Origin of the sequence: Salipaludibacillus keqinensis, from assembly GCF_003226325.1 — a bacterium.
Classification (GTDB): domain Bacteria; phylum Bacillota; class Bacilli; order Bacillales; family Salisediminibacteriaceae; genus Salipaludibacillus; species Salipaludibacillus keqinensis.
Map to the genome: position 1 here is coordinate 295,822 of NZ_PDOD01000002.1, position 25,337 is coordinate 321,158.

Consider the following 25,337-nt stretch of genomic DNA (forward strand, 5'->3'; position numbering starts at 1 on the left):
TGGACAAACATACCTTCTAATTCTCTTTTGTTATTTCTTCAACCATCCGTACAAATGTCTCTCCGCGCTGCTCAAAGGTTTTGAATTGATCCCAAGAAGCACATGCAGGAGAAAGTAAGATTACATCGTTTGGTTTAGAAGATTCGTAAGCCTTTTTTGTAGCCTCTTCTAACGTATCAACAGTCATGGCCTTTGGAACCCCTGCTTGTTTAGCCGTTTCTGCTAATTTATCTTTCGTTTCTCCATATGTAACAATGACCGATACATGTTTAGCCAGCGACGGAATCAAATCGTCAAACGACAAACCACGGTCTAATCCGCCAGCAATTAAGACGATCGGCTCTTTAAAAGCATTTAGCGCCGTAATGGTTGCCGGAACATTTGTAGCCTTGGAATTATTGTAAAATCTTCTCTGATCCGATTCTGAAACAAATTGAAGCCGGTGCTCCACACCTGAAAACGTCTTTAACACGTGACGAACTTGCTTCACATCTGCACCAGCTAACAAAGCTCCTGCTGCAGCGGCCAATGCATTAGAAATATTATGCTCCCCAGGTAAAGACATTTCGTCTACTTTTATAAGCTTTTCATTAAACACAGTTAGCCAACCATCCACGATGCAAGCTCCATGGGACAGCTGTTTTTTCGTGGAGAAAGGAACTAATGTAGCTCGTCCACTTTTCACCACATCGGAGACAACAGCATCATCAGCATTATAGATAAGATAATCGCTGTCTGATTGGTTTTTGAAAATATTTTTCTTAGCTTTAATATATTCTTCCATCGACCCGTGATAGTCTAAATGGGCTTCTACAAAATTCAATAAAATCGCTATTTTCGGCGTGAAGGTATCAATGCCCATTAATTGAAAGCTGGATAACTCAACAACCATTTCATGTTGAGCAGTTGCGTGTTGTGCTACACCACAAGCTACTTCGCCTATGTTTCCTGCTAAAAGAGGTTCTTTCTCTCCGCCTTTTAACATGTGGCCAACATAAGTTGTCGTCGTCGTCTTTCCATTAGAGCCTGTGATCCCAATCATATCAGCCTCTGATATAAGGTAGGCAAGTTCCACTTCTGTAAAAACAGGAATTTGTAAATTCATTGCTTTTTCCACTAACGGGTGATCATATCTGATCCCTGGATTCTTAATGAGATAATCCAGAGAATCATCAACAAGGTCTTCGGGATGAGAACCACAAACAACCCTTATTCCCATTTCATCTAATTTCTGTGCTTGACCGTTCCCTTCAAAGGGGCTTCGATCATTCACCGTTACGTTAGCCCCTAAGCGATGTAATAACATCGCTGACTCTGTTCCACTTTTAGCAAGACCTAAGACTAAAACTTTTTTATCAGTAAATTTTTTGATCATTTTCATGAAATCCACACCTCTAAGTACACACCTGTGACGGCGAAAATAATTCCGATAAGCCAAAACGTTACGACGACGCGCCATTCACTCCAGCCGGAAAGTTCATAGTGATGATGAAGAGGGCTCATTTTGAATACTCTCTTTCCTCTTGTTTTAAACGAAATGACCTGAATAATGACTGAGAGAGTTTCAATTACGAAGACACCGCCAATCACAACTAACAGCAACTCCATTTTAGTTAAGATGGCAATCATCGCCAAAGCTCCACCTATAGCTAATGATCCCGTATCTCCCATGAATACTTTAGCAGGATGAGCGTTAAATACGAGAAATCCTAGTACGGCTCCTACAACGGCAATGGAAAACAGGGAGACTGTCATCATTCCTGTAAAGTAAGCAAGGATTGCGAATGACCCGAAAGCAATCGCAGCCGTTCCTGCTACGAGTCCGTCTAGTCCATCGGTTAAATTAACCGCGTTACTTGCTCCCACAAGCATCACGATAATTAATGGGAAGTAAAACCAGCCGAAATCAACAGATAACGCGGTCCCCGGTATGTGAATGTCTGTAGAAAGACCGGTTTGAACCAAGACAAAGTATACAACGGCCGAAATGGCCACTTGGCCTAAAAATTTCTGTTTCGATGTGAGTCCTAAGTTTCTCTTTTTCACAACTTTGATATAGTCATCTAAAAAACCGAGTAAGCCAAAACCAACAGTCACAAGAAGAAGCAACCATATTTCAACGCCAACGGAATGGAATTGACTGGCCATGACTAATGAAGATAATACAATTGAGAGAATAATCACAAGTCCACCCATCGTTGGTGTACCTGTTTTCTTTTTGTGAGATTCTGGTCCTTCATCGCGAATGCTCTGACCGAATTTCAATTTCCTTAAAAAAGGGATAAATATGGGTGACAAAAACACCGTTAATAAAAATGATAGTAATAATGTGAATAATAATCCTTGTTCCAACATGAAAGGAACTCCCTCCTACCGACTGTTCAACTCTGTAATGATTTGTTCTAATAAATCTCGATTTGCACCTCTGTACATAATTAAACTAGATGATTCGATGGCTTCAATGAATGTATCAATTGCTTGTGCATGATTCACGAAGTGCTCGCTACTTAGTGTATCGTCATCGATTCTTTTTAATGCCTCTGTTACCCAAAAAGCTTTTTCTCCAATGGTGATCACATCCGTAATCGGCTGATCAAGGAGTGTGGCAAACGTTTCGTGCAAGGTTTTGTCTAAAGGATTCGCTTGAAAACCTTCATCGACGATAATCATTCGCCGTTTGAAATTGTGTAAATGCTTTAGCATGCCTAATGAATATTCCACGTCGCTCTCTTCTACATGGTCGTGGTCGAATAAAACAACAGAGTCCTTTGCCATCCCAATTTGGTCTAAAGCGAGATCTTCTAGGCTGAGGGATTTCAACGCTGAATAAATCTGTTCAGCTCCTATACCTAAATGAATAGCCATACCAATGACAGCTGTTACTTGTTTTACGTGCTGACTGAGCAATAGAGGAATCTCAAATTCCATAAAGATCCCTTCCACTTGAAAGGTGACTGATGGATCTTTCTCTTGAATGTTCTTAACTTTAAACAAGTTGTTCTCATTGAAACCATACATCATCGTATCGGTCTTCCACTCTCGGTGAAATTCAGGTCGGTCGCCGTCAAGCACAATCGTACTGCTCGCTTTCATACCTTCTTCGATAGAGATGGCAAGGGAATCTTTAGCCGATGAATGATCAAATTCGCTGATGATCACAAAACTAGGTTGAAGTAATTGACTCACTTGCGTAATGGATGCTTTTGAACTGGCTGATACTGTGCACAATAAAGCATCCGTTTCCCTTGGCATAGACAAAATCGTTTCTACCACACTGATTTCATCTCCTCTTGAATGATGAGATTCATGAATGGTATAAGAACTTGATAAGACTCGGGCTAAGATTTTTTTAGTCGCTAACCTCGTATAATCTCCTGTCACAGCCACCGTAGCAGGATCCACTTCGAATAGATACTGAGCAGCCATTTGCCGCACAGCTACTTCAGGATCATCAACGAAGAATACAGGGAAACCCTCTGGCAAAGTGCTAGGTAAAGGCATTTCCATCTTCCAAAAGGAAGCGATCGCTCCGTTTTCAATAGCTGCTTCGATTAATTGGTGGCCATCATAGCGTTGCCCTTGAACAGGAACAAAAATTTCCCCTGGTTTCATGCGATTAGCGTCTGAACAGACACCGAGCGCTGTAAAAGTGAAAGAAAAGGACCCTTCGATTCGTTTACAAACAGATTTAATAAGTTGGTTATCCAAGTGGCCAAGCATATTAAGACCGCTCCTTTATCGCTTCTTTAGCAATGAGACGATCATCAAAATCATACGTATGATCCCCAATGATTTGATACGTTTCGTGTCCTTTTCCAGCAATCAAAATCACTTCATTTTCTTCTGCCTGTTGTACAGCTTTATATATAGCTTCTTTTCGGCTGTTAATCACTTGATACTCGTCACCAGTCATCCCTTTTTCCATATCGCTTAAAATGGATAAAGGATCTTCAGATCTCGGATTATCTGATGTTAAATAAACATAGTCTGAAAGCTCTTCAGCAATCGCTGCCATTTGCGGTCGTTTAGAGCGATCGCGATCACCGCCACAACCAACCACTACCGACACTTTCCCTTTTGCAAATTCCTTGATCGTCTCAAGGACATTTTTCAGACTATCAGGTGTATGGGCATAATCAACAATAACATGAAAAGGAGCCTCTGCTTCCACTTTTTCAAAACGCCCCGAGACACCAGGGATGTCAGCCAAGCTTTGTTGAATAGAGGACATTGGCACTCCAGAAGCATACGTGGCAGCAGCCGCCGCCAGTGCGTTATAAACAGAAAATCGTCCAGTCATTTGTAAATGAATGTCGTACTGTTCACTGCCAAGTTGTAGCGTGAAATCGGCTCCGTTCTCGTGAATCTTCACATCAACCGCCCTGAAATCGGCTTGCTCTCCCATCCCGTATGTAAGAACTGGAACGGCCGTCATCGTCTCTAGTTGAGAGAAATAAGGATCATCCAAATTTAACACAGCTACATTCTGATTAGATGCTGAGAAGCTGCTTCCTAATTGAGCAAAGAGAAGTCCTTTCGCCTGAGCATACTTTTCCATCGTCTTGTGATAATCTAAATGGTCTTGTGAAAGGTTCGTGAACACCCCAATATTGAATTCCGTCCCGTGCACTCTACCTAGTTCAAGGGCATGAGAAGAAACCTCCATGGTGACAGCTTCTACTCCTGCTTCCACCATGTGAGCATACTCTTTTTGGAGGACAAGGGATTCTGGCGTAGTATTGGCTACGGCAATCTCCTTCCCTTTGTACTTCATGTACATCGTTCCGATAATGGCTGTTTCCACTTGGTGGTCGCTCATGATTTTATGGATCACGTGAGTCGTAGTAGTCTTCCCATTCGTGCCTGTAATTCCAATCATATGAAGATTGGAACTTGGTAATTGGTAAAAGTGAGCCGATAAAATAGCCATCGTCCGCTTGGCGTCCCGCACTTTAATCATTGGAACATCTAGTGGAAGTTCTTTCTCGACGACCAAGGCTACCGCTCCGGCTTGAATCGCCTTCTCAGCGTAATCGTGGCCATCAACGGTAAACCCTGGTATACAGAAAAAAAGACAGCCTTTCTCCACTTTTCGGGAATCCATTTCCAAACTTTCAATAAAAGGGTTTTCTTCTCCAATATATTTAAACGTCGGTAACACTTCTGTAAGTTTTTTTAACTGTTCCATCTAAAATCCCTCTTTCGTTTCTTGCTGAAATCATTGAAAACATGAAGTTTGCATTTCTCTGTTTCATTTTACTGTTAGTCACTTCGTTTGTCACCCATATAAATTCGAATAGTTGAACCTGCTTGAATGCGCACGCCAGGTTCTGGTGATTGTATAATTACTTCTTCCCCTTCTCCTTCTACATCTAACTTTAATTCATAGTAAGATTCATGAATATCTCGAATGGTCCTGCCGATAAGATCTGGCACTTCCACAATTGGTATATCGCTCCAAGTCTCTTCTTTCTCGATCTGTTCATCTCTTCTCGGTACGTCCATCGCCCTTAAGGAGTCTTCAATAATATTTCCAACGATTGGCGCTGCCACGACCCCACCAAACTGAACAGTTCCTTTTGGGTTATCTACAGCCACGTAGACAACGATTTCTGGATCATCTGCTGGGGCAAATCCGATAAAGGAGACAATATGGTTATTTTCTAAGTATCTCCCGCCTACTGCCTTTTGAGCAGTCCCTGTCTTTCCGCCCACTCTATACCCATCCACAAAAGCCCCCCGACCAGTTCCCTTTGCAACGACGTGCTCCAGTGCTGAACGAATTTCAGCGGATGTTTGTTCAGAGATGACTTGGTTTTTTAAAACAGGTTCGTTCGCAACCAATACTTCGTCGGTTAGTGGATCGATCCACTCTTTCGCCAAAAATGGCTGATATAACTTTCCACCATTAATGGCCGCTGCTACAGCTGCCACTTGTTGGATCGGCGTAACAGATACCCCTTGACCAAAAGCGGTTGTGGCAAGTTCAAGAGGACCTACGGCATCGATATCAAATAAAATCCCTTTCGCTTCTCCTTGCAAGTCAATTCCTGTTTCTTGACCGAAACCGAAATCATCAATGTACTTAAATAAGGTATCTTTTCCTAGTCTCTCTCCTAGAACAACAAATCCCGGGTTACACGAATTTTGGACGACCTCTAAAAAAGATTGTGACCCGTGGCCGCCTTTTTTCCAGCAGCGAAGTCGGTGTCCTGACACTTCGATGAAGCCTGGATCATGAAAATGATCTTGTTCAAGATCGACTTTTCCCTCTTCAAGTGCCGCAGCTAATGTAATTATTTTAAAGGTAGATCCAGGTTCATACTGACTCCAGATCGGTTTGTTTTGGTTGTATATTTCAGGAGGGACTTCTTGAAATTTCTCAGGATCAAACCCAGGTCTTGAAGACATCCCAAGTATTTCTCCTGTTTTCGGGTTCATAGCTATAGCCATGGCACCATCAGGATTATACATGGCCTCTGCTTCATCCAGTTCCCGTTCAATGATGGTTTGAATCGAGGAATCGACCGTTAATTTCAAGTGATTTCCATCAATAGGAGGGGTGTACCTGTCTGCTAAATTTGGCATCCTTCTCCCTTTTGCATCAGAATAAAAGGACACATGGCCCCGGTCTCCCTTTAATAAATCATCATAAAAAAGCTCCAGTCCCGTTAACCCTTGGTTATCAATGCCTGCAAAACCTAATACGTGTGATAAATAATTCCCTTGCGGATAATGTCGACGATAATCCTCGGCTACATAAACACCTTCGATATTAAGTGCACGAATTTCATTAGCTAAATCATTTGATATTTTTCTACCCTCGGGATTTATTCGGACGATGGATTCATTTTTTGTCAGTTTTTCATATGCTTTTTCTGTAGAAATCGTTAAAACATTAGCTAGTTTCTCTGAGGCATCAACAGGATCTACAATTTGCCTTGGAGCGACTAAGACAGAAGGTGCTGTCACATTTGTAGCTAAAATTTCACCGTGCCGATCTAAGATTTCTCCTCGTTTTGCTTCAAAAGGAATATTTCTCCCCCAAGAATCTTCCGCTTTCGCAGAAATGTCATCCCCCATCACAACCTGCACATACCATAATCGTCCGATCATAATTAAGAATAAACAGACGCCGACGATCAATGTATATACGAGTCTTTTCCTCACTGTTACATAAGACACTCGTTTCATTATGGACCTCCTCATAAAGACAATATGGGTTGGTTCACATATATGAAAAAAATGGACAGGTTAGAACCTGCCCATTCTTACAAGTGTCTAGTCGTTAACCATTAATCCATGAAGAACTCTTCTTCCTCTTCTTCTTCATATAGTTCGGAATCATCTACTTCTTCTTCTTCCTCTTCTCCCTCTTCAGAAATTTCCTCATCCTCCAAAGACAGTTCAACAATCATTCGATTTAAATTGCTCATGTCACTCCCAGGCGAAGGTCGCTGCTTCTGAACAAAGCCTACACCATTCACGTCCATACGAATGCCGGTTACTTCACCTAACAGATAAACATTTCTAGCTGACCAATTTGACAGATCCGGTACAAGGGGGGACTCATCATCTGTAAGCAGAATGACTTTTTCTCCATGAATCACCTCTGCCCCTTCAGAGTGAGATTGACGAATAATCTCGTCACCTTCGCCAATTACAGTCACTTTTAAGCCTTCTTCTGTCAGAAAATCACTCACTTCTTCTGGAGATTCGCCTTGATAATCTTCAAGCTCAATCACGTTCTGAACAGACGATACCTCGTCTTCATCAGAAGGAGCAATATTCAAATATTGAAGACTTTGCTCCATCACCTGACGGAAAATCATAGCGACGGGCTCTGACCCTACTTGGTGTGGTTCCAAATCAGGTCTGTCAACGGCTACATAAACGATCACTTCAGGGTCGTCTGCAGGAGCCATACCTAAGAAAGAATAAATAAAGTTCCCATGACCAGTCATATAGCCACCAGAATCTCTAGGTATTTGCGCTGTTCCTGTTTTCCCGGCGACGTCAAATCCTTCTATAGCAAATGGTCGTCCCGTCCCTTCATCAGCACTAACAACCGTTTCTAGAATATCCAATACTTCATTAGCTGTGTCTTCAGAAATTGGCTCACCATTCACTGTAGGTTCACCTTTGTAATTCACATCGCCTGAATCAGAATCAACAATTCGATCGATTACAAATGGCTTCATCATTTTTCCGCCATTTGCAATAGCTGTTGCTGCTTGAATTTGTTGAATAGGAGTAATCGCTGACCCTTGTCCAAAAGCAGTTGTCGCTGCATCAATCGTATATTGTTCTGCAATTAATCCTTTGCTTTCATTAGGAAGATCAATCCCCGTTTCATCCCGGAATCCAAAAGCACTCACGTAATTATAGAGCCTTTCTGGACCTAAATGTTCTAGAGCTATTTTAGAGAACGCCACATTTGAGGATCGCTGAACACCTTCATTATAAGTGATGTCTCCCCATCCTCTTCCTTCATTATGGTCGTTAACCGTCCGGTCGATTACTTCATATGAACCAGATTCAAAGGTATCATCTCCTCGATAGACCCCTTCTTCTATTGCCGCGGCCAAGGTGAATACTTTCATCGTGGAACCAGGTTCAAACCTTGAGGTAACGCTGAAATTTGTATAATTTTCGATGGACTCATATTGATTAGGGTTAAAGCTCGGCCGATTACTCATCCCGAGAATTTCTCCCGTCTTTGCATTCGCAACAATGGCCATCATTCTTTCAGGGTTATATTCCTCATCTACTTGGCTCATCGTTTGTTCTAGTGCCATTTGGATGCGAGAATCAATCGTTAAAAACACGTCGTTCCCGTTTTCAGGTTCTGTAATGAATTCTTCAGCATTGACGAGTCTGCGGTTACGCCCATCTTTTTGGTACGTAATTTCTCCATTCGTCTCTTTCAAGTAGTCATCTAAACTACTTTCCAAGCCCATTCTAGCTACTGACATATCCCGTTCTGTATAACCTATTATATGAGAAGCAAAGGTTTGTTTTGGATAGTATCGCCTAGGGTCTTCACGAAAGAGAATTCCGTCAATCTCAAGATCTTCCACTTCACGTCTTTTTTCATAGCTGATGTTTTTTGCTTTCGCACCTAACTCAACCTGAACCGCATCCCGAGATAATTGATTCTCTAGAGTATCAACATCAATATCTAACACAGGACCTAACTTTTCAGCTGCTTCCTTAGGATCTGTCACATAGCTGTCAAAACGGTCATCCAAGATCGCCGTAATAGTATAGGAAGTAATTTCTTCCGCAAGAACATCCCCATTTCGGTCGTGAATCGATCCTCTATGCCCCTCAATCGTGCGTGACTGAGACCACCTTGTTTCAAGAAGCTCTTCTAAATTTGTCCCTTGTACTTCTTTTGCTGCTTGGATATAAACAAACCGGGAAAAGAGCACCACGATGACTACGGTTATAATAGCCATAAATATAAGTGCCCGTGATGTAACCCGCTTATTTTTAACTTCTTCCATCGATTCTGTCCCCCTCTCTTCTACTAGAAAGGCTCTGTCCTTGTTCAATGTTGAGTGACAAATGTCATGACTCAACACCGACCAAGCCCAGAGCCTTTACAAAAAGGAACGATTAATCATTGCCATGAATGACTTTTACGCTATTATCGTTCAATTCCATCCCTAAATCATTTTGAGCAATATGCAGAATTCTTTCAGGGTCCGACAGTTCCTTCACTTGTAAAGACAGACCGCCATTAATACTTTCTTGCTGAGTGATTTCCGTTTCCGTTTGTTGCATCTCATGATTCAATGAATACATTGTGGCGTAATTTGACAGGATGAGATAGAGCACAAATACCAATGCCATCATAGCCATGGAATAAATGAGCTTTTCCCCTTTTGTAATTCCGCCTTTGAAGACCCGCTCTTGAATGGACTTCGTTTCCCTCTGCCGTTCAGGTTCGAAAGAGTGGTGCATTCTTTTTTCTACTAATGGACTCATCTTTGTCCCTCCCCATGTTCATTTTTTTCAGCGATCCTGAGCTTTGCAGAGTGTGCTCTATTGTTTTCTTCTAGTTCTTGTTCATTAGCTAATATTGGCTTCCGGGACACCAATGTTAATTCCGGTTGAAATTCTTTTGGGATCACAGGTAGTCCCTTTGGTAATTCAGGTAAACTGCTTTTTTTCTTGAACACTTGTTTGCAAATTCGGTCTTCAAGCGAGTGAAAGGTAATCACAGCAATTCTTCCACCTGGCTTTGTTAATTCGATCGCATCTTCTATGGCTTGCTTGAAAACGTTCAGTTCATCGTTCACTGCGATGCGAATGGCTTGGAACGTCCGTTTAGCGGGGTGTCCACCCTTCCTCCTAGCAGGAGCAGGAATGGCATCTTTAATGATTTCCACAAGTTGATACGTCGTTTCAATCGGCGTCTCTTCACGATATTTTTCGATTTTCCGTGCGATTTGCTTTGCAAATTTTTCTTCCCCGTACTTAGAAATAATTTCCATTATTTTGTGGAAATCCCACTGATTCACTACTTCATAAGCTGTCAAGTTCTGCGATTGATCCATACGCATATCTAGTGGAGCGTCGTATCGATAACTAAATCCCCGCTCCGGTTCATCGAATTGAGGAGATGAAACACCTAAATCAAAAATAAAGCCATCCACTTCAGTGATTTCCAACTTTTCCAATTCAGTTTTTATGTTGCGAAAATTATTATGTACAAACTGAATGTTGGCAGAAAAAGCGGCTAATCTTTGTTTAGCGAAATTCAATGCTTTCTCATCTTGATCAAAGGCAATGAGCCTTCCTTCAGAAGAAAGTTCTTGTAAAATTCGTTCACTATGTCCCCCACCACCAAGAGTACAATCCACATAAATCCCGTTCGGCTTGATAGCAAGACCTTTAACGGTTTCTTCTTTTAATACTGTCTCGTGTTCGAACAACAATTTCCCTCCTTTCCATTCTGCCATATTATAGTACCCTTCCCTTTATCCGAAGCCTGTCCCACGGTCATCTATAGTTCAAAATCCACGATGCCTTCAGCAATTTCAGCAAAAGATTCTTCTGATTCTGCAAAATACTCTTCCCAAATCGATTTGCTCCATATTTCAACTCGGTTAGATACACCGATAATGACACACTCTTTTTCCAATTTGGCATAAGAGCGAAGAGTTGAAGCTATATTTACTCTCCCCTGTTTATCCAATTCACATTCTGCTGCCCCAGAAAAGAAAAATCTCGTAAATGCCCGTGCATCTTTTTTAGTAAAAGGTAAGGTTTTTAATTTTTGTTCAAGTTGCTTCCACTCTGATTCTGGATAAACAAATAAACACTTATCCATCCCTCTAGTAACAACGAAAGTGGATCCTAGTTCTTCACGGAATTTAGCAGGGACAATCATCCTGCCTTTATCATCAATATTGTGATGATGCTCTCCCATGAACATAAGGATCCCCCCTCTCCACTTTCTATCACTAATTTACCACATCCCTCCACTTTAAACCACTTAGTTTTTTAAAAAAGATTGAAAACTTGTGGGTAAGTCCATTTCCATAGGAAATAAATGATCAATTTATAGATTTATCCACAATTCTAAAGAGGTATCTAGTTTAGTTCCCCACTATTTTGTAGAGAAGATCTTAAACAGGACACAACAACCCTCAGACGGACTACAAAACCATTAAAAACGGTTAAGCAACAATAAAAAAGAGACATGCGGACTACAGCACCTCTCAAACTGACTACAGAACCTACCAAACGGACTACCGCTCGCCTCAAACCGGCTACAGGATGGCCTACGGGCTACAGCACCTCTCAAACCGACTACAGAACCTACCAAACTGACTACAACTCGCCTCAAACCAGCTACAGGATGGCCTACGGACTACAGCACCTCTCAAACCGACTACAGAACCTACCAAACGGACTACCGCTCGCCTCAAACCGGCTACAGGATGGCCTACGGACTACAGCACCTCTCAAACCGACTACAGAACCTACCAAACTGACTACAGCTCGCCTCAAACCGACTACAACTCAAAAATCGTAACCTAAATAAAAAAAACCGCTGCTCACCGCAGCGGTTATAAATAAATATAGACATGACTTCCAGCCACTTGATCTAATGACGATTCTAAAATACTCTCAAACGATTTTTGGGCTAGATCTTCTCCGTATAAGTTAAGAAATGGATAGATATTTAGATATCTTTCCTGCCAATTTCCATGGGGACTTATTTCTATTTCAATTTGGTCTAGACGACGAAGGTGGGTTTCATTTTTACGCATAAGGTAATCATGAACATTTTTTTCAAAAGTCTTTAACTCTCCGTCGACCTTCGCTTTAAACTGTTCATTAAGCGGGGTCATGCCTTTACCCAATGGTGTCAGCTCCGAAGTCACTTTATTCAACCAGTCTTTTAATTCTTTTTCGGCTTCCGTTAAGACTTTATGTTCATCTACTGTTTTATCTGCTTCGATTAAGCTTTGTTTGACGCTTTCTACACCATTCACCGTAATGCTCTTAAGGTCCAAGTCATATTTCACCAAGCTTTTCTCGGATTTCCTTGTGATGAAAGTCAAGTGAAGTCGAGGACGAACGATGGGCATACACCGATCAAAACAATGAAATACTTCTTTCAAAACTCCCCAATATTTCAATTCGCCAGGTCCAGCAATAAAAGTATGAACAGGTAAGAGAAGGTCTTGCATGACCGGTCTAGTTACAACATTATTACTTAACTGCAACCTGCCCTGTCTCACTTCTTCTACCAGCTCTTTTTCAGTCCATGCCCGCTGACCTTGTTTTTCCTGATAACCCGTTTTCGTTCGCTCTAATAGAAACCGTTGATCTCCTTCGTGAAAAAAGAGGTGAGCGTTACTTTCTTCAATCGATATTGGTTCACCCAGTCCATTTTCTTTGAATTGAGCGGCTTGACTGAGAAAAGCAGAAGTAAAGGAACCATTCTTTTCAACCATGTCAGTAAAGTAGGGGGTTTCGATACTTCTTATGTTCGGATCATGGGCATCCATGAGAACTAAATCCGTCTCTTTAAACAAGCGGTGTAAAATTTTCGCGCACCACTCGGTATACGTAATCTCGTCATTGATATCGTCTATTAAGTCATCATACAACTTTTTCGTAAAGCCCGTTTCATACAGAAACTGAAAAGCCTCTTTCAAAGCCTTTTTCGCTTCTGAAGTATTAATATATCGTTCAGACGCGGAAGTCTTAACGTCATTCCGCTCAGAAATCCGTATTTTTTTTGAGTGATCCCCATCATAAAAATAGGTATGGTTCACTTCATCAATATCGTGATCTTCTCCTGCTATCCAGAAAATAGGAATGACCGGAACTTGTAACTGGCTTTCCAAATTTTTAGCCTCTAAAAGAATAGAGATGATTTTATGAACCGTGTAAAGTGGTCCTGTAAGCATGCCCGCTTGCTGGCCGCCTACAACCGTGACACTTTTAGGATCCTTTAGTCTTTCGATTTGCTGATACGCTCGCTCAGATGGATGAAATTTCTTATTGAAAGCGTGCAAAGCTTCGATCACTTTTTCCCGTTCAAACGTCTTGGACATCAATTCTTTATAACGGGATGCGCTATCTTTATCGGTTAAATCATAATCATAAAAGGATAAAACCGATGGATCATGGTGGATGTATTTATGTATAAACGAATCATTCTCGTAGGGAAACTGCACATTTAGCTGCATATCGATTCAACCTTTCTTTTCTAAACCGGCTGTCTGAGTAAAGTTATTTCGCATACCTAAGAAATTCTGTTTTATTATAACAGAATCTCTGTATTCAACCAATGAAGTTGACTTAATCGGCTAGGACAAGAAAATACGAAAAACCAATCCGTAAACGACAAGGAGTCCATAAGAGAAAAAGAAAATCACAAATTGAAATCGCCAAACGCCTTTTAACACTCTTTTCATTTGAATGTCTTCATACCGTTTCCAATGATAAATAGTGAAGATCACGGCAGACATCAAGAAGAATAGAGCAATATACCAGCCCATCTCGAAATTCCAAATTTCCAAAACGAGAAAATAAACAGAAATGATAAACAAAATCGCCGAACTATCTACGGCCTTCTTCAAAGAATATTGTTTCTTTTTCGTTATTTTCACTGTGACAATGTACACTAAATACAGGCCTAACAAAGGTACAGTCACAAAAGTGGCAACAAACATAGCAGCAAATTCAAGCATTCTCATTTTCTCCTTCTATGTGTTTCACTTCATCATGAAGCTCTTGTATTTTCGGACAGGTTTTCCCGCTCTTTTTGGCCCGATTCAGAATATAGCCTGTTATAGCATCAGCTTCTGTTATGCTCTCTGCTTTCCGATCACTCAGCATCGAAGATTGATTCTCCCTTGTTTGTTGAATAATTCCCATGACATCTTCCCAGGCATTCTCTTCAAAACCTAGAACACTAGCGCCTTCTTTGAAAATGGCATAAACTTCTCTTTTTAATCGTGAATCTTTTAGAAGTTCCCCATTTTTCACTTGGTAAATAAACGTTAACGGATTAATCACTAGATTGACTAATAATTTCTTTTCCATCATACGAGTTGTATCATCGGACCATTCTATTGAAAATGGATCATCACCGGTCAGGAGCTCAAGAAGCAATGGCTGCCACTCTTTTTTCCCGCCTACGATGATTTTACCAATTCCGGTGTGCTTCACTTCAACTGGAGACGTTTTCATTGCTCCGTGTGTGACCACCCCTACGAAGAGAGGGTTGTGGAAGGTCTGTTCGATTGTTTCCATATGCCCCATCCCGTTTTGCAAAAATAACATAGGAGTGTCTGGTGGAACCTTCCCTTTTAAATCGTTCATCACACTAGGAAGTTGAGGTTGCTTAACCGTGACCATGATCAAATCTGCCCAGTTCATGTCAGATAAGTGTATGGGAGAGGCAGCTACTCTGCAGGCTAACGTTTCCTCTTCTCTTTTGTAAGAGAGGCCTTTTAACAGAATCTGTTCAGCCTGCTCTTTCGTTCTAGTAACTAACTGAATCTCGTGTCCAGCTTTTTGCAAATACCCAGATGTTAGCAATCCAATCGCTCCAGCACCTATGACCGTAATCTTCACATCCCCACCCCTTCAAAGGACTTTCTCTGTCCATATTTTAGCATAAGTTAATAATATTCTGACACAAATTCAAAAGAATACGTTTTCATTTTTTGTTTTTTTCAACTATAATGTTTATAGAACATTCCATCAATTACATGTGAATGGTTCAAGTAATAGTACAGATGACTTATGAACTCCGGAGGGGATTTTAAATGGACTCGCATGAAGTAGTACGCTTAAAAGTAAATTTCAAAACATTAGAAGAATTCGAGAATTTCAGAGAATACGGCCAACAAGAACTCTCAATGAAAGAAGACTTAGAAGCAAACATTGTTGAAAATGATAGTGAATCACCCTTTTATGGCATTTATTTCGGAAAAAAATTAGTAGGAAGAATGAGTCTCTATCGAACGGACAAAAAATTTGACCGTTATTTTGACCCGCCACAAGACTACTTGGAATTATGGAAGTTAGAAGTTCTTCCTGGTTATCAAGGAAAAGGCATAGGGAAAGCTCTAGTTGATTACTCTAAAACTGAAGGTCTCCCAGTGAAAACAAACGCAAGACAACGTTCGGATGATTTTTGGTTGAAACAAGGATTTGAACCACTTACTTACCAAACAGATCGAGATAAAGGAGAAAATCCTTACGTTTGGCTGCCTAAAGGAGTATCCGAACAGAAAGATTAAATATTCTTCGCCCACAATAAAAAAAGAGTGGCGTGGAAAGACAACAAGTCTTCCCGCACACTCTTTTTTCATGTTGTACACTATAAATGTAAAACCTGACAAGATGTGAAGTCCAGCTTTTTAACTGTTTTCATTTTGTCTTCGCTTCTGTAATAAACCATTTATGGATGAGTTATTTTTTCTTTTTTGGATGCTCGTTGGAGGGCATGAATCATCAATTGATAATCTTCCCTCACATCGTGGTATGCCTCTTTTACTTCTTCCAGCTCTTTCTTCAGTTCTTCATTTTCTTGCTGAAGCTTGTTAACAGACTCATGAATGGTGCCATCCCTCACGTGGAGTTTTTCTTTTTGCTTTGTCAAGAACATAATCATCTGATCAAACCAAGCTTCTTCTTCATCCATAGAAATCTTCATTCCTGCGATCGTAGAAGGATATCCTTCTGATCCCTTTTGACCAGGGTCGGTCCTAACCTGATGTCTTTTCGCTTCTTTTCTCGCTTTCTTTGCTAACTGAATCGCCGCTTGGTATTTTTTTCTTATAGATGAATTCCACCTGAATCCACATGCCGCTGAAGTGCGTGACAACCTTTCAGCCACCTCTTCAAAGGCAGCTAATTGCGTTCCGCCTTCTCGAATGTGCCTTAACACTGTTTCTGCCAGCAATAGATCTTCATCTTGATTCCATGCATCTTGTCTAATCAATGCCACTCGTTCCCCCTTTCCCTCTCACCCTTTCTATCGTCATCTAATATGTATGCAAGTAGTAGGAAAGATAGACATAATTAAAAGACTAGAAACACACTTATGGTGAATCTATCGCCTAGACTTGAATTTTGCAACTGCTTCATGATGGGCACTGCTTTCCCACAGAATCGCACATCGATCTACCTCTTCATCCATAGCAGCGAATAGCTGTTGCTGTTGCATCTCAGAAAATAAATTCTTTTTATATGATTTCACAACGTTCTTATGCTGAAGCAAGTTTTCACACCAATCGATCACACCTTGCTCATTATCTACCTCTTCATGCACAAATTTAAGTGAAAGCAATTCATTTAAACGATAGATAGATCCAGAACTGAGCATTTGTAATGCATGATGATACCCGACCCTTCTTTGTAATAAAGAGGACCCTCCCCAGCCTGTAGTGATCGCTAACTTTGCTTGAACAAAGCCTGCTTTCCCTTTGCTGTTAGCTAAGGTAAAGTCTGTGGCGCAGGCAATTTCAGCACCACCTCCTATGGCTGGACCATCCAAGTAAGAGACCGTCACCGCCTGCAAAGCGACAATTTTCTTTAACACTCCACACATAGGCAAAAGCATTTTTTTAGCTTCTTCTGCAGTTTGCAAACTGTGAAAGGCATGTAAATCGCCACCACTGCAAAAGGCACCGCCTTCTCCACCAATCCAAACAACGGATACTTCATCGTTCGCAGCTATTTCATCTAAATGGTGATTCATTTGCTCAATGACCTCAAAATCCACCGCATTTTTATACTCTGGACGGTTTAATGTTAGTTTAGCAATTTGATTATCTAAGTAGGTTAACTTGACTTTCATGATCACCCTCCTAATTTCTGTATAGAACCTCGCACAGGCCCCTTGGCTCTGCCCTCATCTTACCAAAACTTATCCACAGTTTAAAAATCTGTAGCTTCCTAAACAATGAAAAAGCTAAACAATTGCTCGGATGGAAGCCAATTCATGTATGGCGTGACTAAGTGAATGTGTAACTAAGAATCGAAAGAATAGAAAGCAACTACGCACAACCGCAGTTGCTTTCCTTTTTCTCTATTACTATTTTCTCATCTATTCAAATACTTCCACTTTCTCTATTTAATCTTCACGTGATGAATCAGTCCACCTCGGCTTGCAAAGATGATACTATCATTATAAATAGCCGGCGAGGCTTCTATGTTGTAATCGAAATTCTTCGTAGTCAACACTTTTCCTGTAACGCCATCGATGATATGTACACTACCCGCAGAGTCCGCTTGGACAAGGTATCCATTACCCTCATCATCATATACATCTACTGCCGAACTCCAGGCATACTGCTCCATATCCCAGCTCCACACCTCTTCACCTGTCTTTCGATCCAATGCCACCATGATTCCCTCATTAGCACTTCTATGGCGAGCAACCGTGAACACAATTAAATTTTCCATGTTTCCCTTACCTAAAACTGGTGTTGCCAGAACGCCTCCATTCACATCTGGATTATAAAATGCTGGATAGCTCTTTTTCCATATTACTTCCCCAGTAAGCCCATGAATTTTTCTGAGATAAGCATGACCATTTTCACCTACAATATCCACTTCAGAACCAGTGTATAGATGGGGCACATCCTCTACCACATCGACAACGATAGATGCGTCAGTATCATCTAATAATGGAAGCCCCCATATCGGATGGTTGTTCTTTAAATTTATTGATAGTATAGAACCTCCATTATCAGCAAAATATGCAATGTTTTTAAAGATCGCTACAGAGTTCTCTACTCCTTGATGATCATTTCCCTCAACTTTATAACGCATGTTGCTGATTGCGGGATCAATTGCAATTGTTCCTTGCTCTTTATTGAAGTCAGTGTTTAAAGCAATATTGTAGAATACGCCGTTTTCGCCGCCTACGACTAACGAGTCGGAATGTCTATTTATCAATGCAGATCCATCAAAAGCCCCCCAATTACGATAAGCAAATTCATCTCGACCAGGGATATAATGAAGTAACTGGCTGTCTATCAAACTAAATATGTAAAAACCGAATTTTTCATGTTGCGGAACCCCATCTCCAAGATATAAAAGGGGATAGCCACGACTATCGATCGACAACGAGCCTTTAATCGGATTTTTAACCGCAATAGGATCCCTCGTTTCTTCTCCTGTTTCTAAATCTAAAAAATACACATGTCCATCAAGAGATCCTTGAATGACTTCTACAAAATCATCCTTTTCTTTGAATTTTTCATCTATATTCATTAGTTGTTTTATTTCGTTATCCCATTTGACAATTGCTGGTTGGCCCGTCCAACCGGCACCTCCACCCCAATCAGGATTAACCCCAGTCCTATAATTCCACTGCTCCTCTAACTCCATTTCCGTAGCACTTATCAATCCATAAGAAGGTGAATCACGTAATGGCCCACCTCTGAACGTTAGAACGCCTTCTACCTCCGTATAAACTTCTGGAAACATACTATCCTCAGGAGTTCGTTGTTCAAGTTCCTTTTCTCCATTGATATCAAAATGAATGTTTTCGTGATGATATTCTTCTATATGTAATGCTTCATAAAGTTCTTCTATAGGTTCTTCAATTTGACCTTCTGCATCTTCTTTCGGTAGTTCGTCTAAACCTTTCTCCACAACCACATTTCTACTTTCCTTCTTATCCACATTTTCTTTATTATTCTCGGAAACGACTACACCTTCAAAATTACTACATGCTCCTCCTATTAAAATCCATGTACAAACAAGTAATAAACTATATTTTTTCACATAACATCATCCTTAAAACACCAATTTTCATCAATGTATCATAAGTATAATGGAAAAATTGTTATAATTTAACATGTGTTACTGTGAAAGTTTTAGCTGTTTTTGTAGAATGAACGAACACAGTTTAGTTCTTTAAAATGGAAAAGCTCTCCACCATAATGAAAGGCAGAGAGCAATACTTACATATACGACGATCTTAGCCACACCTCAAAAATCTATCATCTCTTAAGCAATAAAAAAAACAGGAAGGCTGCCCTCCCTGTTTCGTGACTATTTGCTTGCTACATCGCGTCCTTTATAAGATCCGCACGCTTTACATACGCGGTGTGAAAGCTTCATTTCACCACATTCAGGACATTCAACCATTCCAGGTACACGCAATTTAATGTGCGCACGACGTTGATTCTTCTTTGTTTTACTCGTTTTTCTAAATGGTACTGCCATGAGTCCCACCTCCTTGATGATCATTAAAAATCAGCGAATCCCGGATTCAGGACTGCTATTCTTTGTGAAAAAATTTTTCCAACTCTTTCAAACGAGGATCAACCTTTTCCGTTGTTTCTTCGTCTTTGTCGACTCGTTCCCAGCCTTTTCCAGACGCAGGAGCGGGTCCCTCGTCCTTATCGCTGAAAACACGCATAGGCTTTTCAAGCAAAATGCGTTCTTGAACATAAGGCATCAAATCAACCGTGTCATTCTCTAATTCGTGAACTTCATCATCCTCTTCAAAGGTAGCCCACTCATCTAACTGAAACATTTCAGTGGCATTTATAGAAAAAGGATACTCCACGTCATTCAACGTCCGAGCACAAGGCAACGTCATAGTTCCACTTATTTCAAGCTGAAACGTAACAGCTTGCTTAGTGAAATAAGCGTCACCAGTCACTCTTACAGGAGTAATTTCACGAATTTCACGGTCTAATTCTTTCACTTTACTCATGTCGACCGATTCGTCAATGTGCATTCCCTTTTGTTTAAAGGCAATCAACTGCTGTACCGACCATTTCATTTCAATTCACCTCAAGACAACAAATGTTATTATATCTTTCAAAAAAAGGTTTGTCAAGAAAATCTCTTTACATTTATTATTCTCATTCCTTGATTCCAAACGCGTTAAACCCGTTTAAGAGAATAAGCCAAATAAAGAAAAATCTCATACAAATGTAGATTACCACACTCTAGGTTTCAATGCTAAAGATGAAAACCAAGGAAAACTGTGGTATTTTTTTCATAGTACACAAATTAGAGAGAAGGTGCCACAGTTATGAAAGTTCTAGGCTTAATTGTAGAGTACAATCCTTTTCATCATGGACATTTATATCATTTACAACAATCCATAAAAAAAACCAGAGCTGATGTCGTCATTGCTGTCATGAGCGGTCCTTTTTTGCAAAGGGGAGAGCCTGCCATCGTAGATAAATGGTCGCGAACGCGGATGGCTTTGCAAGGAGGCGTTGATCTCGTGATCGAACTACCAACGATCTATGCAACGCAAAAGGCAGAACTATTTGCTGACGGGGCTGTATCTATTTTACAAGACCTATCTGTAACAGATATCTGTTTCGGGAGTGAAAACGGTGAGATTGAACCTTTTAAGCAAGCGGTGGAATGGTTTAATCATAACGAAGGGAAACTAAATGATCGAATTCAACTACATTTAAAACAAGGAAAAAGCTATCCAAGAGCCTTCTCTGAAGCTTATCAATCATTATCCGCAACGGATCAACTGTTAGACCTTAGCCAGCCGAACAATATCCTTGGCTTTCATTATGTGCAATCCGCGATGAAGCGTGGGTCTATCATAAACGTCCATACAATAACAAGAACAGGTTCAGGCTACCATGATCAAACATTGTCCGACACAAGCATCGCTAGTGCGACAGCCATTCGGGGGACGATGCTAAATGAAGACAAGGGTATTGAAGATGTAAGTGCTTATATCCCTTCCTATACTAAAGACGAATTAGCCAATTATTATTCAGCTAAAGGTTCCTTTCATAGTTGGGAGAGTTATTTCCCTTTTTTACAATACAAATTAATGTCTATTAGTTCTGAGGAACTGAACAAGATCTATGAGTGTGAAGAAGGGTTAGAACACAGATTGAAACGAGAGATCGTTCAATCTCATACTTTCGAAGAGTTTATCGACAAACTAAAGACGAAACGCTATACGAGAACTCGATTGCAGAGACTTCTCACTCATGTCTATTTACAATCGTCCAAGTCATTTGTTAGACAGACGCTAGCTGAGAAAAAACCACCTTATTTACGTGTGTTAGGGATGTCTAATAACGGACGTAAATATCTGTCGTCAATCAAAAAAGATCGAACCATTCCTGTCATTTCAAGAGCAAGCGAGTCGAATCATCCTGCTATGGAAAAAGATGTGATAGCCAGTCAACTGCATGGGTTGATTCATCATCCAACGAAAAGTACATTCATGGATGAGTACAAAGCCATCCCCATCCAATTTGACGAAGAGAAACAAGTATTTCGTTGAGGAGTCATTTCAATACATCGATATGTAAGAAACGAGCGTGCCTCAAAAGTAAAACTTTTTGGGGCACCCTTTAATTTAGCCATTCTATATTCCTCTTGATTCCTCTCGTATTTGTCCTGTTCCGTTAGGTCATACTGCGTAGGTGCTGCGCTGGTAGCACCTGCCTAGGACCATCCGTCCTGCGATCGTCTTGTCCCAACCGCAAGAACCGTCCCCATGGTTATGCTAAAATCCCCCGTGCTTCGCAAGCACAGGGGATTCACGTTTTATGAGAGACTCTCTAAATAATCCAAAGCATCTTGAAAGGTATTCACAGGGACGATGTCCATCTCTGTGCCGATAGACTCTGCCGTCTCAGCAGCACTGGAATAATTAGAACCTTCCACGCCTAGCTCGTCCGGAACGAAGAAAATATCTGCACCTGCTTCATGAGAAGCATATACTTTTTGTTTCACACCGCCAATGCGACCAACATTCCCTTCTTCATCAATCGAGCCGGTGCCAGCTATAGCCCGCCCCTTCGTGATATCTTCTTCTAGCAACTGATTGTATATTTCAAGGGAAAACATCAGTCCCGCTGAAGGACCACCTATTTGATCTGTGTTAATTTCAACATCAGGATCGTGGACTAATTCTCGATCAGTTACAGGGTTAGCAATGCCTACTCCACCCCGATCGCCATCTGGATCAATATCTTCTGGGAAGGGCTCTACAGTAATCGAGACTTGTTCTACCTCATCTTCACGCTCATAGGTGATTTCCACTTCATCCCCTATACCATACTCTCCTAGAAGGGAAAATAATTTATTAGCTTCCAGAACTTCTTCCCCATCAACTGCGATAATCCGATCGCCCATTTCTAATTTTCCCTCTGCATCCATATCAGGAATGATCGACGTGACAAACACACCATAATTCTCAAAATAAGCTTCCTTGTCCGCATGATGATAGGCAACAAGGACGGCAAGCTCTTGGGAACCTGTCATCATCATCATTTGACGATGGTTATATTCTTCGTCTGTTTCTCCTTCTGGACGTATTTGGTCTTCAGGAATTAATTCTCGTCGGTCACTAAACATGGACCATAAATAGTTCACCGTATTTGCTTTTCCCATTCGAATCGTTGTAAGCATAAACGTTCCCTCATAAGCATTTCGATCTTCTACCTCTATGACATCACTGAGGACTTTGGCATCCCCTGGCACGGTAAAATAATAAGGCAATTGAATGAAATTAACTGCGATAAGTATGGAGAATAAAATCACCCACTTTATCAGCGATCTATTTGAACGTTTCGGGGTTTCCCTCATTAGTTGGCTCCTTCCAATCACGAATAAGTTGCAATATTGTAGGGGTCACTTTTTCAGCTTCCCGCTTCCCTTGTTCGATGATTTCCTTCGCTTCAGTAAATTGTGTTGCTGTGTATTCTGTTAAAATCGGTCTGATCATTAAATCTGACTGCATTTCCCGGTAAATCATCATTTCCTTTTCCATAATATCCATGCTTTGCATGATCACATCGTAGATAGATGTTATTTGAGGAGACGAGTTAAAATAGGATACATCCACACCGAAAACCAGATCGGCCCCCATCTCTTTAACGACAGAAACAGGGACACGGTCGATCACTCCTCCATCTACATATAAGCGGTCGTCTATTTTTTCAGGAACGAAGATTCCAGGGATCGCAATACTTGCCCGGACAGACTGAGCGATATCCCCTGTACTGAAAACCACTTTTTTTCCTTTAATCAAATCTGTAGCGACGATATGAACAGGAGGCGATAGATCTTCTAACTTTTTTCCTTGAACGAGCATATGAATAAATTGCTTTGCCTTTACCCCTTTAATAAATCCCATCTTCGGGACGGTAAAATCAAAGATGTATTTTCTTCTAAAATGAAGTGCCAGCCTTTCTAATGTGTCTGGAGAATAACCACTGGAATACAAAACACCCACTAAAGCTCCCATACTACTTCCAGCTATATAATCAATCGGGATTTTCGCCTCAGTCCACGCTTTAAGAACTCCAATATGAGCATACCCTCTAGAACCTCCCGAACCTAAAGCTAATCCTATTTTAGGCCTCATCACATCTCCCCCACTATTTCCAAGCTGATAATTTACAGGTCTAAAATGACTCATTTCAGTATATTTATTTATGGACAAGTGTATGAAATCAACTTTCCCTCTTTTATATATAGAGGAGAAAAAAGAGTTCATTCATCCCTTCCTGTAATTTATTTCATCCTTTTTAGATAAATAACTATTCATCATGAGGTATTTTTCAATGCTTGTGCATGATAATTTGAACTAAAGGAGTCATCACATGTCTCGAATTGATCTGTTCAGAACGTTTCTTTACGGCGTTTCTGCTACATTTATAGCGATATGTTTCATGCTCTTTCCTAAAGAAGCTTATGAAGCTTCTTCTAGAGGCATGACGGTCTGGTGGGAAGTCGTGTTCCCATCTTTACTACCCTTTTTTATTTTATCAGATTTCCTGATTCGATTCGGAGTGGTTTCGTTTATCGGTACATTGTTCGAGCCCTTAATGAGGCCCCTGTTTCGCGTCCCTGGCTCTGGCGGGTTTGTTTGGGCGATGGGTTTGGCATCAGGCTTTCCTTCCGGTGCGAAATACACGACTCGCCTGTGGGAAGAGGGACATATAACGAAAATTGAAGGAGAACGTCTCGTTTCCTTCAGTAATGCCTCAAACCCTTTGTTTATATTTGGTGCTATTGCTGTCGGTTTTTTTCAGAATGCCGCCCTCGGCTTGTTATTGGCCACGGCTCATTATGCAGGGAACTTAATCGTTGGTTTGATCATGCGTTTTCACGGATCTAAACTGGATGAGACTACCACCAACCAGAACAAATCCATATCCATGAAGAAAGCCATTAAAAAAATGCATAAGGACCGCATGAAACAACACGAACCTTTAGGCAAAATGATGGGAGATGCCGTTCAATCATCCATTCATACGTTATTGATGATTGGTGGGTTTATGATCTTTTTCGCCGTATTAAATCAAATTTTAGAGATGATTCACTTTTCTTTGGTATTTCAATTTATCATTTCTATTATACTCAATTGGATGGAAATGCCCAAAGAATTAAGCCCTGGAATCATTGCAGGATTGTTTGAAATCACGATCGGCAGTCAGCGAATCAGCGATGTTTACCAGGCCTCTTTGTTGCAACAAGCAGTGATTACAAGCTTCATCTTGGCATTTAACGGGTTCAGTGTCCAAGCGCAAGTAGCTAGCATCCTAGCCAAGACAAATATAAGATTCTTACCTTTTTTCGTCGCTCGGTGTCTTCACGGTTGCATATCGGCGATCTTAACGCTAATTCTTTTTCAACCTCTGTATACTGATCGAATCCTGGATTCAACTCTTCCTGCAAGTCAACAACCGAGAAACGAAGAGTCTCTCCAAGCTTTTTTGGTTCATATGTATGAGTGGCTTACGACTTATGGTAGTACGATTACGCTCGTATGTCTCTCTGCGTGGATTGTCTTATCATTAACAAAAAAGCTTAATTAGACTGTGAAG

At 40.9% G+C, this 25,337-nt stretch carries 22 protein-coding genes; 3 read left to right on the forward strand and 19 right to left on the reverse strand.

Annotated features, from left to right (window positions below; genetic code table 11):
- Nucleotides 1-16 precede the first annotated feature (16 nt).
- The 12 genes from murD to CR194_RS08655 form a co-directional block, all read right to left on the reverse strand.
- Nucleotides 17-1,381 (reverse strand): UDP-N-acetylmuramoyl-L-alanine--D-glutamate ligase, encoded by a 1,365-nt coding sequence (gene murD / locus CR194_RS08600; RefSeq protein ID WP_110609271.1) that lies wholly within the window; start codon nucleotides 1,379-1,381, stop codon nucleotides 17-19.
- On the reverse strand, nucleotides 1,378-2,355 hold the full coding sequence (mraY, locus tag CR194_RS08605) for a phospho-N-acetylmuramoyl-pentapeptide-transferase (protein ID WP_110609272.1): 978 nt from the start codon (nucleotides 2,353-2,355) through the stop codon (nucleotides 1,378-1,380). Before mraY ends, murD begins: the two co-directional genes overlap by 4 nt.
- 15 nt (nucleotides 2,356-2,370) lie before the next feature.
- A complete protein-coding gene (locus CR194_RS08610) occupies nucleotides 2,371-3,708 on the reverse strand; it encodes a Mur ligase family protein (RefSeq protein ID WP_158282210.1) in 1,338 nt (445 codons plus the stop codon).
- Between the two features lie 13 nt (nucleotides 3,709-3,721).
- Nucleotides 3,722-5,188 carry a UDP-N-acetylmuramoyl-L-alanyl-D-glutamate--2,6-diaminopimelate ligase gene (locus CR194_RS08615; RefSeq protein WP_110609274.1) on the reverse strand — a complete coding sequence of 489 codons (1,467 nt, stop codon included), beginning with the start codon at nucleotides 5,186-5,188 and terminating at the stop codon, nucleotides 3,722-3,724.
- A 74-nt stretch (nucleotides 5,189-5,262) separates the two neighbouring features.
- The gene (locus tag CR194_RS08620; protein WP_110609275.1) at nucleotides 5,263-7,194 is read right to left on the reverse strand and encodes a stage V sporulation protein D; all 1,932 of its coding nucleotides are present in this window, start codon (nucleotides 7,192-7,194) and stop codon (nucleotides 5,263-5,265) included.
- 101 nt (nucleotides 7,195-7,295) lie between these two features.
- Entirely contained in the window at nucleotides 7,296-9,509 is a 2,214-nt protein-coding gene (locus CR194_RS08625; protein ID WP_110609276.1) for a penicillin-binding protein, read from the reverse strand.
- Nucleotides 9,510-9,621: 112 nt separating this feature from the next.
- Nucleotides 9,622-9,993 carry a cell division protein FtsL gene (gene ftsL, locus CR194_RS08630; RefSeq protein WP_110609277.1) on the reverse strand — a complete coding sequence of 124 codons (372 nt, stop codon included), beginning with the start codon at nucleotides 9,991-9,993 and terminating at the stop codon, nucleotides 9,622-9,624.
- Nucleotides 9,990-10,943 carry a 16S rRNA (cytosine(1402)-N(4))-methyltransferase RsmH gene (gene rsmH, locus CR194_RS08635; protein ID WP_110609950.1) on the reverse strand — a complete coding sequence of 318 codons (954 nt, stop codon included), beginning with the start codon at nucleotides 10,941-10,943 and terminating at the stop codon, nucleotides 9,990-9,992. Before rsmH ends, ftsL begins: the two co-directional genes overlap by 4 nt.
- A gap of 71 nt (nucleotides 10,944-11,014) precedes the next feature.
- Nucleotides 11,015-11,446 (reverse strand): division/cell wall cluster transcriptional repressor MraZ, encoded by a 432-nt coding sequence (gene mraZ, locus CR194_RS08640; RefSeq protein ID WP_110609278.1) that lies wholly within the window; start codon nucleotides 11,444-11,446, stop codon nucleotides 11,015-11,017.
- Between the two features lie 637 nt (nucleotides 11,447-12,083).
- Entirely contained in the window at nucleotides 12,084-13,718 is a 1,635-nt protein-coding gene (gene bshC / locus CR194_RS08645) for a bacillithiol biosynthesis cysteine-adding enzyme BshC (RefSeq protein WP_110609279.1), read from the reverse strand.
- Nucleotides 13,719-13,838: 120 nt separating this feature from the next.
- Complete coding sequence (locus tag CR194_RS08650) at nucleotides 13,839-14,222, reverse strand: DUF3397 domain-containing protein (protein WP_233254285.1); 384 nt, start codon at nucleotides 14,220-14,222, stop codon at nucleotides 13,839-13,841.
- Nucleotides 14,215-15,111 (reverse strand): 2-dehydropantoate 2-reductase, encoded by an 897-nt coding sequence (locus tag CR194_RS08655; RefSeq protein WP_110609281.1) that lies wholly within the window; start codon nucleotides 15,109-15,111, stop codon nucleotides 14,215-14,217. The genes CR194_RS08650 and CR194_RS08655 overlap by 8 nt, the downstream gene beginning before the upstream one ends.
- Nucleotides 15,112-15,305: 194 nt before the next feature.
- Between CR194_RS08655 and CR194_RS08660 the strand changes: the two genes are divergently transcribed.
- On the forward strand, nucleotides 15,306-15,782 hold the full coding sequence (locus CR194_RS08660; protein ID WP_110609282.1) for an N-acetyltransferase: 477 nt from the start codon (nucleotides 15,306-15,308) through the stop codon (nucleotides 15,780-15,782).
- 161 nt (nucleotides 15,783-15,943) lie between these two features.
- Here CR194_RS08660 and CR194_RS20685 read toward each other — a convergent pair whose 3' ends face one another.
- The 5 genes from CR194_RS20685 to CR194_RS08685 all read right to left on the reverse strand — a co-directional run bounded on the left by CR194_RS20685 (nucleotide 15,944) and on the right by CR194_RS08685 (nucleotide 20,290).
- A complete protein-coding gene (locus tag CR194_RS20685; protein ID WP_110609283.1) occupies nucleotides 15,944-16,492 on the reverse strand; it encodes an RsfA family transcriptional regulator in 549 nt (182 codons plus the stop codon).
- A gap of 105 nt (nucleotides 16,493-16,597) precedes the next feature.
- Nucleotides 16,598-17,344, reverse strand: coding sequence for an enoyl-CoA hydratase/isomerase family protein (locus tag CR194_RS08670; RefSeq protein WP_110609284.1), 747 nt, complete (start codon nucleotides 17,342-17,344; stop codon nucleotides 16,598-16,600).
- 272 nt (nucleotides 17,345-17,616) lie between these two features.
- On the reverse strand, nucleotides 17,617-19,281 hold the full coding sequence (locus CR194_RS08675) for an outer membrane protein assembly factor BamB family protein (RefSeq protein ID WP_110609285.1): 1,665 nt from the start codon (nucleotides 19,279-19,281) through the stop codon (nucleotides 17,617-17,619).
- Between the two features lie 270 nt (nucleotides 19,282-19,551).
- The gene (gene rpmF, locus CR194_RS08680) at nucleotides 19,552-19,725 is read right to left on the reverse strand and encodes a 50S ribosomal protein L32 (RefSeq protein WP_110609286.1); all 174 of its coding nucleotides are present in this window, start codon (nucleotides 19,723-19,725) and stop codon (nucleotides 19,552-19,554) included.
- 55 nt (nucleotides 19,726-19,780) lie between these two features.
- Nucleotides 19,781-20,290, reverse strand: a complete 510-nt coding sequence (locus tag CR194_RS08685; protein WP_110609287.1) for a YceD family protein — start codon at nucleotides 20,288-20,290, stop codon at nucleotides 19,781-19,783.
- 255 nt (nucleotides 20,291-20,545) lie between these two features.
- On the opposite strand from CR194_RS08685, the gene CR194_RS08690 reads away from it, so the two are divergent.
- A complete protein-coding gene (locus CR194_RS08690) occupies nucleotides 20,546-21,781 on the forward strand; it encodes a nucleotidyltransferase (protein ID WP_110609288.1) in 1,236 nt (411 codons plus the stop codon).
- A 266-nt stretch (nucleotides 21,782-22,047) separates the two neighbouring features.
- On the opposite strand, the gene CR194_RS08695 is transcribed toward CR194_RS08690, so the two are convergent.
- Both CR194_RS08695 and CR194_RS08700 read right to left on the reverse strand, forming a co-directional pair.
- Nucleotides 22,048-23,091, reverse strand: coding sequence for a SepM family pheromone-processing serine protease (locus CR194_RS08695; RefSeq protein WP_110609289.1), 1,044 nt, complete (start codon nucleotides 23,089-23,091; stop codon nucleotides 22,048-22,050).
- Entirely contained in the window at nucleotides 23,063-23,875 is an 813-nt protein-coding gene (locus tag CR194_RS08700; RefSeq protein ID WP_110609951.1) for a patatin-like phospholipase family protein, read from the reverse strand. The genes CR194_RS08695 and CR194_RS08700 overlap by 29 nt, the downstream gene beginning before the upstream one ends.
- A gap of 235 nt (nucleotides 23,876-24,110) precedes the next feature.
- Between CR194_RS08700 and ylbJ the strand changes: the two genes are divergently transcribed.
- The gene (gene ylbJ / locus CR194_RS08705) at nucleotides 24,111-25,328 is read left to right on the forward strand and encodes a sporulation integral membrane protein YlbJ (protein WP_110609290.1); all 1,218 of its coding nucleotides are present in this window, start codon (nucleotides 24,111-24,113) and stop codon (nucleotides 25,326-25,328) included.
- Nucleotides 25,329-25,337: the final 9 nt, after the last annotated feature.